This window comes from Phenylobacterium sp., assembly GCF_004299445.1.
Taxonomy (GTDB): domain Bacteria; phylum Pseudomonadota; class Alphaproteobacteria; order Caulobacterales; family Caulobacteraceae; genus Phenylobacterium.
Genome location: NZ_SCTC01000008.1, coordinates 77,873 through 93,886, shown reverse-complemented (window position 1 = coordinate 93,886; position 16,014 = coordinate 77,873). Strand labels below are relative to the sequence as shown.

Annotated in this window: 18 protein-coding genes, 1 tRNA gene and 1 pseudogene; 10 read left to right on the top strand and 10 right to left on the bottom strand. The window is 70.5% G+C overall.

Annotated features, from left to right (window positions below; translation table 11 throughout):
• Positions 1-1,631 (top strand): hypothetical protein (locus EPN98_RS03280; protein WP_293360257.1); only part of this gene is annotated, 1,631 nt, incomplete at its 5' end.
• A 6-nt stretch (positions 1,632-1,637) separates the two neighbouring features.
• Here the strand turns inward: EPN98_RS03280 and pseC are convergent.
• Together pseC and pseB are read right to left on the bottom strand one after the other, a co-directional pair.
• Positions 1,638-2,789 carry a UDP-4-amino-4,6-dideoxy-N-acetyl-beta-L-altrosamine transaminase gene (gene pseC, locus EPN98_RS03275; protein ID WP_293360254.1) on the bottom strand — a complete coding sequence of 384 codons (1,152 nt, stop codon included), beginning with the start codon at positions 2,787-2,789 and terminating at the stop codon, positions 1,638-1,640.
• A gap of 21 nt (positions 2,790-2,810) precedes the next feature.
• Positions 2,811-3,863: a UDP-N-acetylglucosamine 4,6-dehydratase (inverting) gene (gene pseB, locus EPN98_RS03270; protein WP_293360251.1), complete on the bottom strand. Its 1,053-nt coding sequence runs from the start codon at positions 3,861-3,863 to the stop codon at positions 2,811-2,813.
• A gap of 78 nt (positions 3,864-3,941) precedes the next feature.
• On the opposite strand from pseB, the gene EPN98_RS03265 reads away from it, so the two are divergent.
• Positions 3,942-4,358: a Tat pathway signal protein gene (locus EPN98_RS03265; protein ID WP_293360248.1), complete on the top strand. Its 417-nt coding sequence runs from the start codon at positions 3,942-3,944 to the stop codon at positions 4,356-4,358.
• Positions 4,359-4,408: 50 nt separating this feature from the next.
• Here the strand turns inward: EPN98_RS03265 and EPN98_RS03260 are convergent, their stop codons facing one another.
• Positions 4,409-4,831, bottom strand: a complete 423-nt coding sequence (locus tag EPN98_RS03260; RefSeq protein WP_293360245.1) for an organic hydroperoxide resistance protein — start codon at positions 4,829-4,831, stop codon at positions 4,409-4,411.
• A 106-nt stretch (positions 4,832-4,937) separates the two neighbouring features.
• Between EPN98_RS03260 and EPN98_RS03255 the strand changes: the two genes are divergently transcribed.
• Positions 4,938-5,375: a MarR family transcriptional regulator gene (locus EPN98_RS03255; protein ID WP_293360242.1), complete on the top strand. Its 438-nt coding sequence runs from the start codon at positions 4,938-4,940 to the stop codon at positions 5,373-5,375.
• Here the strand turns inward: EPN98_RS03255 and EPN98_RS03250 are convergent.
• From EPN98_RS03250 to acs, 3 genes and pseudogenes are all read right to left on the bottom strand, one after another.
• Entirely contained in the window at positions 5,372-6,322 is a 951-nt protein-coding gene (locus tag EPN98_RS03250) for a small ribosomal subunit Rsm22 family protein (protein ID WP_293360239.1), read from the bottom strand. The genes EPN98_RS03255 and EPN98_RS03250 overlap by 4 nt on opposite strands.
• A gap of 17 nt (positions 6,323-6,339) precedes the next feature.
• Positions 6,340-6,684, bottom strand: a complete 345-nt coding sequence (locus EPN98_RS03245; protein WP_293360265.1) for a hypothetical protein — start codon at positions 6,682-6,684, stop codon at positions 6,340-6,342.
• 60 nt (positions 6,685-6,744) lie between these two features.
• Positions 6,745-8,682 (bottom strand): annotated as a pseudogene (gene acs / locus EPN98_RS03240) (acetate--CoA ligase); the annotation flags it as partial.
• Positions 8,683-8,790: 108 nt separating this feature from the next.
• Here acs and EPN98_RS03235 point away from each other — a divergent pair.
• Positions 8,791-9,273 carry a DUF2939 domain-containing protein gene (locus EPN98_RS03235; protein ID WP_293360237.1) on the top strand — a complete coding sequence of 161 codons (483 nt, stop codon included), beginning with the start codon at positions 8,791-8,793 and terminating at the stop codon, positions 9,271-9,273.
• Positions 9,274-9,373: 100 nt separating this feature from the next.
• Positions 9,374-10,120 (top strand): creatininase family protein, encoded by a 747-nt coding sequence (locus tag EPN98_RS03230; RefSeq protein ID WP_293360234.1) that lies wholly within the window; start codon positions 9,374-9,376, stop codon positions 10,118-10,120.
• Here the strand turns inward: EPN98_RS03230 and EPN98_RS03225 are convergent.
• From EPN98_RS03225 to tsaD, 4 genes are read right to left on the bottom strand one after another with little or no spacing between them, the layout of a single operon-like run.
• Positions 10,110-10,475, bottom strand: a complete 366-nt coding sequence (locus tag EPN98_RS03225; RefSeq protein WP_293360231.1) for a Rieske (2Fe-2S) protein — start codon at positions 10,473-10,475, stop codon at positions 10,110-10,112. The two genes, EPN98_RS03230 and EPN98_RS03225, sit on opposite strands and share 11 nt — an antisense overlap.
• Positions 10,462-10,746: a YciI family protein gene (locus EPN98_RS03220; RefSeq protein ID WP_293360228.1), complete on the bottom strand. Its 285-nt coding sequence runs from the start codon at positions 10,744-10,746 to the stop codon at positions 10,462-10,464. The genes EPN98_RS03225 and EPN98_RS03220 overlap by 14 nt, the downstream gene beginning before the upstream one ends.
• Positions 10,747-10,748: 2 nt before the next feature.
• Positions 10,749-11,750 (bottom strand): NAD(P)H-dependent glycerol-3-phosphate dehydrogenase, encoded by a 1,002-nt coding sequence (locus tag EPN98_RS03215; protein WP_293360225.1) that lies wholly within the window; start codon positions 11,748-11,750, stop codon positions 10,749-10,751.
• A complete protein-coding gene (gene tsaD, locus EPN98_RS03210; protein ID WP_293360222.1) occupies positions 11,747-12,841 on the bottom strand; it encodes a tRNA (adenosine(37)-N6)-threonylcarbamoyltransferase complex transferase subunit TsaD in 1,095 nt (364 codons plus the stop codon). Before tsaD ends, EPN98_RS03215 begins: the two co-directional genes overlap by 4 nt.
• Before the next feature lie 116 nt (positions 12,842-12,957).
• On the opposite strand from tsaD, the gene hemC reads away from it, so the two are divergent.
• The 5 genes from hemC to EPN98_RS03185 all read left to right on the top strand — a co-directional run bounded on the left by hemC (position 12,958) and on the right by EPN98_RS03185 (position 15,933).
• A complete protein-coding gene (hemC, locus tag EPN98_RS03205; protein ID WP_293360219.1) occupies positions 12,958-13,902 on the top strand; it encodes a hydroxymethylbilane synthase in 945 nt (314 codons plus the stop codon).
• Positions 13,903-13,965: 63 nt separating this feature from the next.
• Positions 13,966-14,670: a uroporphyrinogen-III synthase gene (locus EPN98_RS03200; RefSeq protein WP_293360216.1), complete on the top strand. Its 705-nt coding sequence runs from the start codon at positions 13,966-13,968 to the stop codon at positions 14,668-14,670.
• The gene (locus tag EPN98_RS03195; protein ID WP_293360213.1) at positions 14,667-14,813 is read left to right on the top strand and encodes a hypothetical protein; all 147 of its coding nucleotides are present in this window, start codon (positions 14,667-14,669) and stop codon (positions 14,811-14,813) included. Before EPN98_RS03200 ends, EPN98_RS03195 begins: the two co-directional genes overlap by 4 nt.
• Before the next feature lie 56 nt (positions 14,814-14,869).
• Positions 14,870-15,790 (top strand): glycosyltransferase, encoded by a 921-nt coding sequence (locus tag EPN98_RS03190; protein WP_293360211.1) that lies wholly within the window; start codon positions 14,870-14,872, stop codon positions 15,788-15,790.
• Between the two features lie 67 nt (positions 15,791-15,857).
• A tRNA-Thr gene (locus EPN98_RS03185) sits at positions 15,858-15,933 on the top strand.
• Positions 15,934-16,014 lie beyond the last annotated feature (81 nt).

Genomic DNA, 16,014 nt, shown 5'->3' with positions numbered 1-16,014 from the left:
ATCGCGCCGCCGCCATCCAGCACGCTGAGGAACTGATGAAGGAGGCCCGGGTTGCGGCCGCCCGCATCAGCAAGGAAACGTTCGACGAAGAGACCCGCGAGTTCCAGACGGTCATCATCCAGAAGTTCGGCCAGGCCGACACCGTCGCCAAGGCCCGCCCGAAGGAAGAGCCGCAGCCGCTCTGCGTGACCCCGCAGGACCTCTACACGCTGCACGCCCGCGAGCGGATCGGGAGGCTGCTGGAGGGCTGGCTCGAGCGCAACAGCGCCACGCCGTTTGAACTGCTGCACCGGCCCGACCTCGTCGAGAAGCTCGAGGCCTCGGGCATCGATCTGCAGCACGCGATCCAGAAGATCGCCGTGCCCGAGGCGCACGCCCGCAACATGTCGGTGCACGAGCTGATCCGGGTGTTCCAGGCCCTGATCGAGCGCGCCGTCGAGCGCCTCATGAAGGACTCTCGGAAGGGCAATCTGCCCAACCTGGACAAGGAAGGCTTCGCCGCGGCGGCCGAGCGCCTGGCCACCGACCCCGAGCGTGGCTACCTCCTGGGCGCCGGCGTCGCGGCCTCGATCGCGCCCGCCCGCACCTGGTCCGACAAGGTGGACCGGCTGCTCGACCTGGCCGACTCGGCGCCGGCCAAGGGTCCCGGTCGAGGCGTGGCGCTCTCCACCATACAGCAGCCCCTGGCCGAGATTCTGGAAGCCAAGCCGGGCATGACCGACGTCCTCGGCAAGGGCGAGGACCTCGGCGCCAACCTGGCCGCCATGACCCGCCTGGCCGCCTATGACTCGGTCGAGGCGCTGATACGCGTCGAGAAATCGGTGCAGAAGATCATGCCCGAGCTGTCCGAACTGGCCGTGCGCCTGGCGCAGTGGCTGTCGGGCGAGAACTTCCAGGATACGCGCGCCGCCATCGGCCGGCGCATCCTGCGGGAACTGACCGGCCCCCGGCGTCTGTGCCCCGGCGACGCCGTGCGCGAGATCGACGTGCTCCGCGCCCTCGCCATGACCCTGACCGCCGCTGCGGGCAAGCTGCTGCCACTGGAAGAGGTCCAGTCGGCCTTCACCGTCCGCTCCAAGATGCTGGTGACCGGCGACTTCGTGGAGGCCTACCTGGGGCAGGGCCAGACGGCTCACGCCGAGGCCGAGGCCCTGATCTGGCTGGCCGAGAACATCATCGGCGCGGCCAACAAGCGGCAGGCCGCCGGGTGGATCAAGGCCATCGTGGCTTCGTTGCGATTCGAGAAGGAAATGACCGGCGGCGACGAGACCCCCGCGGTGCGGCTGGCGCAGCTGGCCGCCCTGCACCGTTCGATCGGCCGCTGCGGACTGGTGCCCGCCGACTTCGAGCCGATCCAGGAAAAGCTGGGCGATATCGGCGGCGAAGTGGAGAGCCGCTCCAAGTTCACCGCCCTCGTGGCGCGCGCGAACGCGCCGCTGATGCATCGGCTGGTGATGCTGCTGAGGCTGGCCGCCGGTGAGGCGGCGCCGATCGGCCCGGCCGCCAACCGCGCCAGGAACGAAGCCATCCGACTCTTCCGCCAGGACGACACCCGCGCCGCGCTCGCCGCCTCGCCCGAGCAAATGGCCCAGGTCCGCACCCTGATCCAGCAGGCGGGGATGGCGGCCTAGGAGGCCCTACAACCCCAGAACATCCTTCAGCGCCGCCGCGACCGTCGCCACGTCGCCGTCTTCCATCCCCGGATACAGCGGCAGCGACAGGCAGCGTGCGTACCAGGCCTCGGCGCCAGGCAGTTCCAGCTCGCCGTAGAGCTTGCGGTAATAGGGCTGGCGGTGGACCGGGATGTAGTGGACCTGGGTTCCGACGCCCCTGGCCTTGAGCCCCTCGACCACGTCGCGGCGGCTCCTGCCTGCGGCCTCGAAGTCGATCAGCGCCACCATCAGGTGAAGGACCGGGTCGCTCCACGCCGGCTGCGCTGCGATGCGCACCAGAGGCGCCAGCGGCGCCAGCGCCTCCGCATAGGCCGCGCCCAGCGCGCGCCGCCGCGCGGCGAACCGCGGCAGTTTCTTCAGCTGCGACAGGCCCAGCGCGCAGAGGATGTCGGGCAGGCGGTAGTTGAAACCCGGCTCTGGCATTTCATACCACCACGGCTCGCAGCCTTCAGGCCGGACCATGCCGTGCGAGCGCAGCACCTTCAGCCGGGCCGAGATCGCCGGATCGTTCGTGGTGATCATGCCACCCTCGCCGGTGGCGATGGTCTTCACCGGGTGGAACGAGAAGGTGGCCATCGCCGAGTGGCGCACGTCGCCGACGATCTCAGCCGCGTTGCCGAACCTCATGGTGGAGCCCAGCGCATGCGGCGCGTCCTCGACCAGAACGGCGCCGGCGTCCCGCGCCAGCGCCTCGAGCCCCGGCAGGTCGCACGCGTCGCCGCGCAGGTGCACCGGCAGGACGGCCCGCAGCCGCCGCGCGCCCACCCGCTCGATCGCCTGGGCCAGGGTCTCCGGCGTCATCAGGCCCGTGTCGGGATCGACGTCGGCGAAGACCACGTCCGCGCCGACATAGCGGGCGCAGTTGGCGGTCGCCAGGAAGGTGATCGAGGGCGCAATGACCGCCTCGCCCGGCTTCACGTCCAGCGCCATCATCGCCAGATGCAGCGCTGCGGTGCCGTTCGAACAGGCTACCGCATGGCGCGCGCCCACGGTCTCGGCGAAAGCGACCTCGAAGGCCTCGACGGTCGGGCCCGTCGTCAGGAAGTCGGCCTTCAGCGCCTCGGCGACCGCGGCGATGTCGTCGTCCTCGATGGTCTGACGGCCGTAGGGGAGCATCGCCAATTCCTTGCCTGACGCTCAGTCGCCCGCCCGGCGGCGGCGCTCCTTGGGCCTGTCCTCGTCCAGCATCTTCAGCAGACCCGGCCCGTCCAGCCATTCGGGATTGGTGTCGCTGACATAGCTGAACTCGTCGCTCAGCCGCCCGCCGCTCAGCGGCGCACGGGTGTACTCCACGAAGGCCGGCTCGATGGCGTAGCGGTCGCCCAGGTCGACGGTGTTCCGCGCGTCGTCGGCCGAGATCATCATCTCGTGCAGCTTCTCGCCCGGCCGGATGCCGACCACCTTCTGGGCCATCCCGGGCGCCAGCACCTCGGCCATCTCGGTGATCTTCATGGAGGGGATCTTCGGTACGAAGATCTCGCCGCCGTGCATGGTGCTGAGCGAGGACAGCACGAAGTCGACGCCCTCGCCCAGGGTGATCAGGAACCGCGTCATGCGCGGGTCGGTGATGGGAAGTTCGGTGGCGCCGCGCTGGATCAGGCGGTTGAAGAACGGGATCACCGAACCGCGCGAGCCCACCACATTGCCATAGCGGACCACGGCGAAACGCGTGCCGATGTCGCCCGACAGGTTGTTGGCCGCGACGAACGTCTTGTCCGACGCCAGCTTGGTCGCCCCGTACAGGTTGATGGGGTTGCAGGCCTTGTCCGTCGACAGCGCCACCACCTGCTTTACCCGGTTGGAGAGGCACGCCCAGACGACGTTCTCGGCGCCCATGATGTTGGTGTGGATGCATTCCGAGGGGTTGTACTCGGCCGCCGGCACCTGCTTCAGCGCCGCAGCGTGGATCACGATGTCGACGCCTCGGAACGCCAGACTGAGTCGCTCGCGGTCGCGCACATCGCCCAGGAAGAAGCGCATGGCGTGCAGCTGCTCGGGGCTGAAGCGCTCGGCGAAGTCGATCTGCATCTCGCTCTGCTTCAGCTCATCGCGGGAATAGACGATGAGTTTCCGAGGCTTGGCGCGGGTCAGCACCGTCTCGATGAAACGGCGCCCGAACGATCCGGTGCCGCCGGTGACGAGAATGACCTTGCCGTCGAGGTCGAGGTTGGTCGGCTCAAATCGGCCCAAGGGGCTCTCCGCATCCACGCGAGTTCACCCTGTCTTCGCAGGCGCACGTAAATGGAGCGCTAACCATAATGAGTGATCTTGCCGCACGTCATGGATCGCCGCCGCTTCCTCAGCCTCGCCCCGATCGCCGGCCTGCTGGCCTGGCCGGCGGCCTCGCATGCGGCCGGCGCCGAGAAGAAGAAGTCGGGCGGCGGCAGCTACGTGCCGGTCCAGACCCTGCTGGGCACGACCATGCGCGGCGCGGGCCGTCGCGGGGTCATGTCGGTCGACTGCGGCCTGGATGTGCCTGACGAGGCGCTCCGCACCCGCGCCGAGCAGTCGGTGCCACGCTTGCGCGCCGCCTATCTGCAGATCGTCCAGGGCTATGCCAGCGGGCTGGCGCCCGGGGCCCTGCCCAACGCCGACTACATCGTCCAGAGCCTGCAGCGGCAGACCGACGCCATCCTGGGCCGCCGCGGCGCCCGCGTCCTGCTGGGCGGCATCATCGTCAACTGAACGCCGTCTCCCCCCGCATCGGAAGCGACGCGAGGGGAAGGGCTGTAGAGCTAGGCGACGCTGAGCTTCACGTCGGCGCCGGCGCGGGTCAGCTGCGAGTAGGGGCAGACCACGTGCGCCTTGGCCACGATGTCCTCGGCCGCGGCCTTGTCGAGCCCGGGGATCGCCACGTTGATCGCCAGCGTCAGCTCGAAGCCGCCGCCGTCGGCGCGCGGGCCGATGCCCACGTCGGCCGTGACCGCCGTATCCGCCGGGATCGCCACCTTCTCGCGGCCGCCCACGAACTTCAGGGCGCCCAGGAAACAGGCGGCGTAGCCGGCGGCGAACAACTGCTCGGGATTGGTGCCCGCGCCGCCGGCGCCGCCCAGTTCCTTCACGGTGTCAAGCGCCACGTCGAGGTGGCCATCCGAGGACTTGGCGCTGCCGGTGCGGCCGCCGGTGGCGGTGGCTTGAGCGGTGTAGAGGACGGGCATGGAAGGTCTCCAGTGATTGAGTGGCGATAACGATTATCGCGATAACTGATAGCTAGGTTCGGGCCCGATCCTTGTCAAGGCATCTTTTATCGCGATATCTATTGGCATGACCCAGACTCGCCAGCAGCCGCTCGATCGTCAGCTCTGCTTCTCGATCTATGGCGCGGACCTCGCCATCAACCGGACCTACAAGCCCCTGCTCGACAAGCTGGGCCTCACCTATCCGCAATACCTGGTGCTGCACGCCCTCTGGGAGACAGATGGCCTGACTATCACCGGCATCGCCGATCGCCTGGCGCTGGAGCCCAGCACCATCACGCCGCTGGTGAAACGCCTCGAGCTGGCGGGCTTCCTGACCCGGCTGCGCAATCCCAGCGACGAGCGGCAGGTCCAGGTCAGCCTGACCGACAAGGGCCGCGACATGCGCGAGGAGAGCGCCTGCCTGGGCGAGGCCCTGCTCAAGAAGGCCGGGATGAGCCTGCAGGAGCTGGGCGATCTCAACCGGCAGGTCAAACGCCTGAGGGACGCCCTGAGCGGCGCTTAGAGCGCGTCGCCCCAGTCCAGGCGCCGCGCGACGGCGTGGGCCGGCTTGTCGCGGCGAGCGACGAAGCGGCGTTCCAGGGCTCCCGCCTCGGTGCAGAGCTTGAGCTCGATGCCGGGCTTGCCGACCTTGGGCCGCGCCAGCACGCGCGGGGTTCGGGGCGCGGCGGCGACGCCCGGACGCGCGGCCAGCAGGTAGGCGTACTTCTCGTCCTCGAACGGCGCGTCGGCGCCCTTGGCCAGCCTGTGGTCGCGTGAGCGGGGCAGACGGACGCTGAAATGGCACCAGTCTGGCGCGGCCAGCGGGCATGCCTGTGGGTGGGGGCAGGGGGCCAGGATCTCCGCCCCGGCGGCGATCAACGTGTCTCGGGCGCTCAGAAGCCGGTCGTAGCCGGCCGGCGTGCCGGGCTCGACGATGGCCAGGACGCCCTCGGCGGCGCCCCAGAGACGGGCCACGACGTGCGACTGCGCGGACGCCGGGATCTCGGCGAGGGCGTAGCTGGCCAGGACCAGGTCGGCGCTTGGGAAGGGGCCCGCCGTCAGGTCGCCGCGGATCGTCGTCGCCGCGAGGTCGTCTCCAGCCAGGCGTTTGGCCAGCTCCAGGAACGGCGCGCTGGCGTCGAGCCAGGTGATGTCGGTCAGTGCGCTCCAGGTCTCGCGGGCCGCCCAACTGCCGGTGCCCGGGCCGCAGCCGGCGTCGAGCAGCGTTCCTGGCGCGAAACCGGGCGCGATACGCGCGGCCTCATCGAACACGGCCGCGCAGGCGGCGTAGGTGGCCGGCATCCTGGCCAACGCATAGGCCAGGGCGTCGTCGCGGCCTTTGATCACCGACGCCGAGCCCCGGCCCGCGCGATAGGCCTGGCTTGTCGCCGCCGTACGCTCCGCCAGGTCGCGGCGCGATGCGCCCGAAAGCTCGCGCGCGATCGCGGCCTGCAGCGCCGCCGGCAGCATCTAGGTCCCTTCCGCGCTCAAGAGAGCGCTTCGGCCCGTCGCTGCACCAGCGCCGCCGGAACCGCAGGGTCCTCGAGGCCGGTCGTGTCGCCGGGCTCGCCGGTTTCGGCGATGCGGCGCAGGACCGGCCGCAACACCTCGCCGGCCGGCGTCTTGGGCAGGGGGCCGAAGATCACCATCGCCGGCGCGGCATGGTCGCCCACCTCGCGGCGCATGAAGCCCTTGATGTCGGCGGCCAGCACGTCCGAGGCCAGGATCGCGGGGTCGGGGGTGATGAAGGCCCAGAGCGCCTCGCCGCGGCCGTCGGGCGCGTCGATGGCCACGATGACGCCTTCTGAAACCGCATCGTGGTCGGCCAGCACGCCTTCCAGCTGCTGGCACGAGACCACCTTGCCGTCGATGTGCGCCTCGTCGTCGCCGCGGCCCGCGCGGTTCTTCACCAGGTCGTCCACCACGGCGGGCTCGGCCAGCGTCGAGGTGTCGCCCAGGTTCGTGAGGTCGTCCTCGGCGATCTTGCGCAGGATGCGGCGCATGATCTTGCCCGACCGGGTCTTGGGCAGGCCGGGGGCGAACTGGATGACGTCGGGCGCCGCGAACGGCCCGATCTCGCGCCGGACCCAGCCGCGCAGGTCGGCCTGCAGCGCCTCGGTGGCCTCGATGCCGACCTTCAGCGTCACGTAGCAGTAGATGCCCTGGCCCTTGATGTCGTGCGGGTAGCCCACGACGGCGGCCTCGGCCACGGCGGTGTGGCCCACCAGCGCGCTCTCGATCTCGGCGGTGCCCAGGCGGTGGCCCGACACGTTGATGACGTCGTCCACGCGGCCGGTGATCCAGTAGTAGCCGTCCTCGTCCCGCCGCGCGCCGTCCCCGGTGAAGTACTTGCCGGGGTAGGTCGTGAAGTAGGTGTCGATGAAGCGCTGATGGTCGCCATAGACCGTGCGCATCTGGCCGGGCCAGCTGTCGGTCAGGCAGAGGTTGCCGTTGACGGCGCCGTCCAGCACCAGGCCCTCGGCGTCGACCAGCTGCGGCTTCACGCCCGGCAGGGGCAGGGCGCACGAACCGGGCTTCAGCGCATGCGCGCCGGGCAGCGGCGTCATCAGGCAGGCGCCCGTCTCGGTCTGCCACCAGGTGTCGATGATCGGGCAGCGGCCCTCGCCGACGACGCGATGGTACCAAAGCCAGGCCTCGGGATTGATCGGCTCGCCCACGGTGCCCAGCAGGCGGATCGACTTGCGGCTGGTCTTCAGCACGGGGCCGTCGCCCTCGCGCATCAGAGCCCGGAGCGCCGTCGGCGCCGTATAGAAGATCTCGACCTTGTGCTTGTCGCAGACCTCCCAGAACCGCGAGTGGCTCGGATAGTTGGGCACGCCCTCGAACATCAGGCTGGTCGCGCCGTTGGCCAGCGGGCCATAGACCACATAGCTATGGCCCGTGACCCAGCCCACGTCGGCGGTGCACCAGAACACCTCGCCCGGGCGGTAGTCGAAGATGATCTCGTGGGTCCAGCTGGCCCAGGCCAGATAGCCGCCCGTAGTGTGCAGCACGCCCTTGGGCTTACCCGTCGAGCCCGAGGTGTAGAGGATGAACAGCGGGTCCTCCGCGCCCATCGGCTCGGCCGGGCACTCGGCCGACACGGTCTGCTTCAGGTCCGAGAAGTACTCGTCGCGCCCGGGCGTCATCGGCACGTTCCCGCCGGTGCGCTTGACCACGATGACGTTCGACACGCCGGGGCAGGACTTCAGCGCCTCGTCGACGTTGAGCTTCAGCGGCACGATCTTGCCGCCGCGCAGCCCCTCGTCGGCGGTGATCACCAGCTTGGAATCGCAGTCCTGGATCCGGCCCGCGATGCTGTCGGGCGAGAAGCCGCCGAACACCACCGAATGGATTGCGCCGATGCGCGAGCAGGCCAGCATCGAGGCCGCCGCCGCCGGGATCATCGGCAGGTAGATGGTGACCCGGTCGCCCTTCTGGACGCCCTTGGCCTTGAGCACATTGGCCCAGCGGCAGACGTCGGCGTGGAGCTGGGCGTAGGTCAGGGCGTCACTGGTCTTGCCGTCGTCGCTCTCCCAGATCAGCGCCACCTGATCGCCCCGCTCGGCGAGGTGGCGGTCCAGGCAGTTGGCGCTGACGTTCAGCACGCCGTCGGCGAACCAGTTGATGTGGAAGTCGGCCTTATCGAACGACACATCCTTCACCTGGGTGAAGGGCTTGATCCAGGTCAGCCGCTGGCCCAGCTCGCGCCAGTAGCCTTCAGGGTCGCTCTCGACCCGCTTCACCGCCGCCGCATAGGCCGCGGCGTTCATGTGCGCCGTCTTGGCCCAGTCGTCGGGAACCGGGAAAATCTCGCCGTCGGACACCACTCACCTCCCGATGGATTTCCCTGACGCAGTAGGCGTTGAGCGGAGCGCGCGCAACACGCGCTGACATGCGCCCTTGAAGCGACTCACCGAGCGGAACAGGTTCGCGCCATGCTGCGAGTCGTCCCTGTACTCCTTGTCGCCGCCATGGGCCTCAACGGCTGCGGCGCCGCTGCGCCGAAAGGCGCGATCGACAGCGCCGCCCGACTGCTCGCGGCGGTGCTGAGCGGGGACAAGCAGGCCTTCGAAGCCCAGATCGACCGCCCCGCCGTGCGCGAGGACGTGCGCCGCCAGGTGACCGAGCTGGCCAAGGCGACGGCGCTGGACGTGGAGGGCGGGCCGTCCGAGTTCGCACTGGACCGAATGATCAGCCCCGCCGCCGTCCGCGTGGTCGACCGCTCGGGCGCCACGCTGACCGCCGCGCCGTCGCCCAAGCAGGTGGCGCCCCTGATGCGCAAGGTCGGCGGCGATCGCGCCTGCCTGAAGGACGCCGGCAGCCAGGACTGCGTGCTCACCTTCGCCAAACGCAAGGACCACTGGCGCCTGGTCGGCATGCGCGCGATGGACCCGACGGTGCACGTCGCCGGCGACTGAGACCGCAGAGTTTCGAATTTGCTGTCGCCGGGGGGCGGTCCTATGCAGTTGCAGACGCCGAGACCCCAAGGCGCCCCAAGCTCTCGAGGATGTTGCCCGCATGCTGCTTCACCTTTCCACATGGCCCGAGGTCGAAGGCTTCCTGAAACGGTCCAGGACGGTGGTCATCCCCATCGGGTCGAACGAGCAGCATGGCCCCACCGGCCTCCTTGGCACCGACTGGCTCTGCCCCGAGATCATTGCGCATGAGGCCGAGAAGACCGGCGACATCATCGTGGCGCCCACGTTCAACATCGGCATGGCCCAGCACCACCTGGATTTCCCGGGCACCATCGCGCTCAGGCCGTCCACCTTCATGCTGGCCATCGGCGACTGGTGCCGCAGCCTGGCGCATGCGGGCTTTGAGAAGCTGTACTTCCTGAACGGCCACGGCGGGAACGTCGCCACGATCGAGGCCGCCTTCTCCGAACTCTACGCCGAGGCCAGCTACGCGGGCCGCAACCGCGGCTTCGCCTGCAAGCTGAAGAACTGGTGGGACCTGTCGGGGGTCACGGCGCTGGCCAACCGCCAGTTCCCGGTCGGCCACGGCAGCCACGCCACCCCGTCCGAGATCGCGGTGACCCAGTGGGGGTATCCCGACAGCATCAAGTCTGCGAACTACGCGCCGCAGATCGCGCCGACCGGTCCGATCCGCGAGGCCCACGACTTCCGCGCGCGCTACGCCGACGGTCGGATGGGTTCAGACCCCGGCCTCGCCACGCCCGAGAAGGGCGGCGAACTGGTCAAGACCGCGGCGGCGGCGCTGCTGGAGGATGTGGCGGCGTTCGGGCGCGAAGCTAAGCCGTAAACACCTCGCCGTCGCGCACCTCGACCGGCCACGTGGCGATGCGCTGGCCGTGGCAGGGTCCGGCCAGGCACAGTCCCTCCAGGTCGAACAGCGCCCCATGGCCCGCACACAGGATGTGGGCCTTGTCGCGGGTGAGGTAGCGGTCGTCGAGCGGCGCCAGCGGCCAGCCGGCGTGGGGGCAGGAGTCCACGAAGCCCGAGGCCGCCTCGCCGCGGCGCAGGACGAAGCCCGCGAACATCCGGCTGCCGTTCCGGAAGCGGAAGCTCTTGCCGCCCGGGTCCTCGATGTCGGCCAGCGCACAGAGGCGCAGGCCCCGCGGCGGGCGGGCGGGGTTGTCGGGCTCAGACTGCGCCAAACGTGATCTTCACGGGATTGAGCTCGACCTGCCGCCAGAGGCCGGCCTGGGTGTAGGGATCGGCGTCGTGGAAGGCCTGGGCGGCCGCCTTGTCGGCCACGTCCAGGATGAACATCGATCCCGCCATCTGGCCCGCGTCGTCGAACATGGGGCCGGCGATCTTCATGTCGGCCGCCCGGCTCTGGACATAGGCCAGGTGCCGCTCGCGCGTGGCCATCCGCAGCTCGAGCGAGTTCGCCTTGTCCAGGCAGTGCAGAGCGAAGGTCGGCATCTCTATTCCTCGCGTAGGGGTCGGGAGAGCAGGCCCCGGATGGCGTCATCGACGCCGACCTGGCCCGCCAGGATCGCGGCTACGGCCTCGCATATGGGGGTCTCGACGCCAAGCCGGGCGGCTAGCTCGCGCACGGCGGGCGCCGAAGCCACGCCCTCGGCCACCGAGAGCTTCCCGGCCAAAGCCTGCTCCAGCGTCTGGCCCTGGCCCAGCGCCAGGCCCACGCTCATGTTGCGCGACTGGGGGCTGGAGCAGGTCAGCACCAGGTCGCCCAGGCCGCACAGCCCGGCGACGGTCTCGGCCTCGCCGCCCAGGGCGATCGCCAGCCGGGTCAGCTCGGCGAACCCGCGGGTGATCAGCGCCGCATGCGCCGAACGGCCCAGGCCGCGGCCCTCGACGATGCCGCAGGCGATGGCCAGGACATTCTTCACCGCCCCGCCGGCCTCGGCGCCGATCATGTCGGTGGCGAAGTAGGGCCGGAACGTCGGCGTCGCGATCGCCTCGGCCAGGCTCTCGGCGCAGCCGGGGTCGGGACAGGCCAGGGTGACCGCCGTGGGCAGGCCGCGCGCGACCTCGCCGGCGAAGCTCGGCCCGGACAGCACGGCGGGCGCGGCCTGCGGGATCGTCTCGGCCAGCACCTGCGTCATCAGCTTCAGCGAGCCCTGCTCCACGCCCTTGGAGCACAACAGGATCGGGACGCCGTCACGGACGTGCGGCGCGAAAGCGGCCAGCGCGGCGCGGGTGTGCTGGGCGGGTGCGACGGCCAGGATCAGGTCGCTGTCGGCCAGGTCGCCGAGATCGCCCGTGGCCCGGATCAGCGGATCCAGCGGCACGCCCTTCAGGAAGATGGCGTTCTCGTGGGTGGTGTTGATCGCCTCGACCACGTCGGGCTCGCGGGCCCATAGCGTGACCTGGCGGCCGGCCCGCGCGCAGACCTGGGCCAGGGCCGTGCCCCACGCGCCGCCGCCGATGACGCCCGTCTTGCTGAGGGGGGCCTTGTTCATGCTTTCGCGCCTTTGCGGCCGGCCTTGTGCGTGGGCGCCGCCGCCGCCGCCGCCGCGTCCAGCGGCCACCGCGGCCGGGCCACGGCGTCCAGCGGGTCGGAGATGCCGGCCGCCAGCCGTTCGGCGCCGGCCAGCGCGATCATGGCGGCGTTGTCGGTGCAATAGGCCAGCGGCGGGGCTGCGAAGCTGAAGCCGTTCTTCGTGGCCGTGGCCTCCAGGCGGTCGCGGACGGTGCGGTTGGCGGCGACCCCGCCCGCGACGACGAAGCGCAGGCCCCGGCCCGCTTGCGCCTGCGCATAGGCTTTCATCGCACGATCCGACTTCTCGGCCAGTTGCCCGGCGATGGCGGCCTGGACGGCGGCGGCCAGGTTGCGGCGCTGATCCTCGGCGGTCACGCCCTCGGCCAGCCGCGCGGCGGCGGTCTTCAGGCCCGAGAACGAGAAGTCGCAGTCCTTCCGGCCCAGCAGCATGCGCGGCAGCTCGAAGGCCGTCGCGTGGCCGCCCTGGGCCAGTTTCTCCAGCGCCGGACCGCCGGGATAGGGCAGGCCCATGGCCTTGGCGATCTTGTCGAAGGCTTCGCCCGCGGCGTCGTCGATGGTCGAGCCCATTCGCGTGCAGGCGCCGATGCCCTCGACGCTGAGCAGCTGGCAGTGTCCCCCCGACACCAGCAGCAGAAGGAACGGATAGGCCAGCTCAGCGCCCAGGCGCGCCGAGACCGCGTGGCCTTCCAGATGGTTCACCGCCACCAGCGGCAGGCCGCGGGCCAGGGCCACCGCCTTGCCGAAGCTGAGACCCACCATCACCCCGCCCACCAGGCCCGGCCCCGCGGTGGCGGCGACGCCGGTCAGGTCCTCGTAGCCCAGCACCGCCTCCTCCAGCGCCGCCTCGGCGATCGCCTCGATGGTCTCGACGTGAGCGCGCGCCGCGATCTCGGGCACCACGCCGCCGAACGGCGCATGGGCGGCGATCTGGCTGCCGACAATCGAGCTCAGCACCTCGGCGCGGCCGTCGGCGTGCAGGCGAACGACCGCCGCGGCGGTCTCGTCGCAGCTGGTCTCAAGACCGAGGACGGTGTGGGGGGTCGGGGTCATTCGGTTGCCCGGGGCGGCCCGCTCCTGTAGCAGGCCTCACGTTCCGCTCCCGAGGTAGACCGCCCACCGTGCCTTCGCAACCTGCCGCCCCTATTCGTCAAGACCGGCCGGGCCAGGTGCGTATCGGCGCCCGCGGCTCCAAGCTCAGCCTGGCCCAGGCCGGCCACATGCAGCGCCGCATCGCCGCGGCGCTGGGCGCCGACCCGTCGAACCCGGCGGACGTCGAACGCGTGGCGCCGCTGATCGTGATCACCACAACGGGCGACCGGATCCAGGACCGCCGGCTGCTGGAGATCGGCGGCAAGGGCCTGTTCACGAAGGAGATCGAGGAGGCGCTCATCGAGGGCCGCATCGACTGCGCGATCCACTCGATGAAGGACATGCCGGCGCTCTTGCCCGACGGGCTCTGCATCGCCGCCGTGCCCGAGCGGGAGGACCCCCGCGACGCCTTCCTGAGCCGTGGCGCCGAGCAGCTGGAAGATCTGCCGCTGGGCGCGAAGCTGGGCACCGCCAGCCTGCGGCGCCAGGCGCAGTCGCTGCACCGCCGCCCCGACCTGGACGTCCAGATGCTGCGCGGCAACGTCGACACTCGGCTGGCGAAGCTGGCCGCGGGCGAGGCCGATGCGATCCTCCTGGCCTATGCGGGCCTCCGCCGCCTGGGCCTGGGGCACGAGGTGAAGAGCCTGATCGATCCCAGGGCGGTCCCGCCGGCGCCCGGTCAGGGCGCGCTGGCCATCGAGACCCGCGAGGCTGACCGCGACCTGCCGTGGGTCGTCTCCCTGCGCTGCGAGACCACGACCCTGTGCGTGGCCGCCGAGCGGGGCGCGCTGACGGCCCTGGAAGGCTCGTGCAAGACGCCGATCGGAGCGCACGCCTGGTTCGAGAACGGGTCGATGCAGCTGATCGTCGAGGCCCTGTCGCCGGACGGCAAGCAGCGGTTCCGGAAGGAAGGTTCGGCCGAGCTCTCGCAGGCCTCGGATGCTCGCGCGGCGGCCCATGACCTGGGCGTCTCGCTGGGCGTGGCCATCAAGACCGAGGCGGGCGACGCCATCGTTCTCTAGCGCCTCCGGCCAGGCCGCACTTTCGCTCCCCCAATCGATCGGGTTCGGCTAACAGCATTCCGCATGGCGACCCGTCGGCAGAGGATCTGGATCACCCGCGCGCAGCCCGGGGCGGACGTCACCGCCGAGCGGGTGCGGGCGCTGGGGCATGACGCCATCGTGGCGCCGCTGCTGCAGGTGATCGTCCTGCCGGACGTGGTCGTCGACCTGCGCGGGGTCGCGGCGCTCGCCTTCACCAGCGCCAACGGGGTCCGCGCCTTCGCCGACGCCAGCGGCGAACGGAGCCTGAAGGTGTTCGCGGTCGGCGCGGCCACGGCCCAGGCGGCCCGTAAGGCGGGCTTCAAGTCGGTTCTGTCGGCCGACGGCGACGTCGAGGCGCTGGCCGAAGGGATCGCCGCGAGGCGCGGCGAGCTGCGGGGCGCCGTGCTGCACCCGGGCGCGGCCGAACCCGCCGGAGACCTCGCCGGATCGCTGGAGAAGCATGGGGTCGAGGCGCGCCGGCTCATCCTCTATGAGACCACGCCGGTCGAACTGGGCGCCGCCGAGGCCGAGGCCCTGGCCCGGAGCGATGCGGTCCTGCTGCATTCGCCCCGGGCGGCCCAGGTTCTGGCCCGGCTCCTGAAAACCCACCCGGCGCCCGATCTTCGTGCGCTTGGCCTTTCGAAGGCGGTGGTGCAGCCTCTGGGGCGGACAAAGCTGGCGGCCAAGGCGTTCCCGCCATTCCCTATGGAGGCGGCGCTGCTCAACCTGATCGATCGCCGGCCGTGAGCCCGCCCGACGACGACCGTTATGAGCCCCGGCCACTGATGGGCCGGACGTTCTGGATCATGCTGGCGCTCAGCGTCGTCTGCGTCGTCGCCGGCGCGGCGGTGGCCTGGCTGCTGCCGGCGCTGCTGGGGCCCGCGGTTTAGGGCGGGGAACCCGCCGAGTCGTGAAAGGGGGGACTGTGCCGAAGCTCGTTTTTCTCATGCCGTCCCCCGCCGCGCGGACGGGCGGAAACCGGACGACATGCCGACACGTCGGGGCTCTGGTCGAACTGGGTTACGACGCGGTCGTGCGGGTCCCGGAGGGCCAGAGTCTCCCGGAATGGTTCGCCCACTCCGCGCCCAGCGACGCCTGGAGCTGGCCGCCGAAGGCGGACGAGATCCTGGTGATCCCGGAAGATGCGATCGAGGTTCTTGCCGCCTGTTCCGGACTGCCCAATCAGAAGGTCGTCCACTGCAAGAACCCCTACTACGCGGCCGCCTCGGCGTTGTCCCGTCTGTCGCCCGACGCGCGTGGCGCCTACCGGCACTTTATCGCTTGCAGTGCTGGCGTGGCGGCTTGGCTCGCCAGGTTCTTCGACCACGACGTCGTCGCCCCCATACCTTGCTTCGTCGACAGCGAGCGGTTCCAGCCCGCGGCGAAGGCCCGTGTGATCGCCTGCATGCCGAGCAAGCGGCCGCTGGAAATGGCGGCGATCCACGGCATGTTCCGCCGGCTGACCGGCGACCGGGACGACTGGTCGTGGGATGTGATCCAAGGCCGCACCGAGGCGGAGACCGCCGCCGCCCTGTCGCGCGCCGCGGTGTTCCTCAGCCTCGCCCGGTTCGAGGGGATGTGCACATCGATCCTCGAGGGCATGGCCAGCGGCTGTCTGGTGGCGGGATTCACGGGCCTTGGCGCGCGGGAATACACCACCTCGCTGAACGGCCTTTGGGTGGAGGAGGATGACTGCGAGGCGGCGGCGCGCGCCCTCGTGCGGGCCGTCGAGATCCACGAGGCGGCCGGCGCCGAGGCGGCCCTCATGCGCGAGGCGGGGCGGGTGACGGCGGAGAGCTGGAACGAAGAGGTCTTCCGCGACGCGCTCGCCCGGTTCTGGCGCGATCGAATGGGCGTGACCCCCTGAACCTGCGGCAGACAGGCGCTTTGCAAATCGAGGCTGTTCGCGTAAAAGCCGCCGTCCCCGGACAGGAGCCGCCTTAGCTCAGCCGGTAGAGCGGCGCATTCGTAATGCGTAGGTCAGGTGTTCGAGTCACCTAGGCGGCACCATTCTTCCTCAAATTGAGCTCCTCCGACGCGCCTGCGCGGGAGCTGCGGCCATAGGGCGCTTGGCGTTTCTGCGCGGGCTTT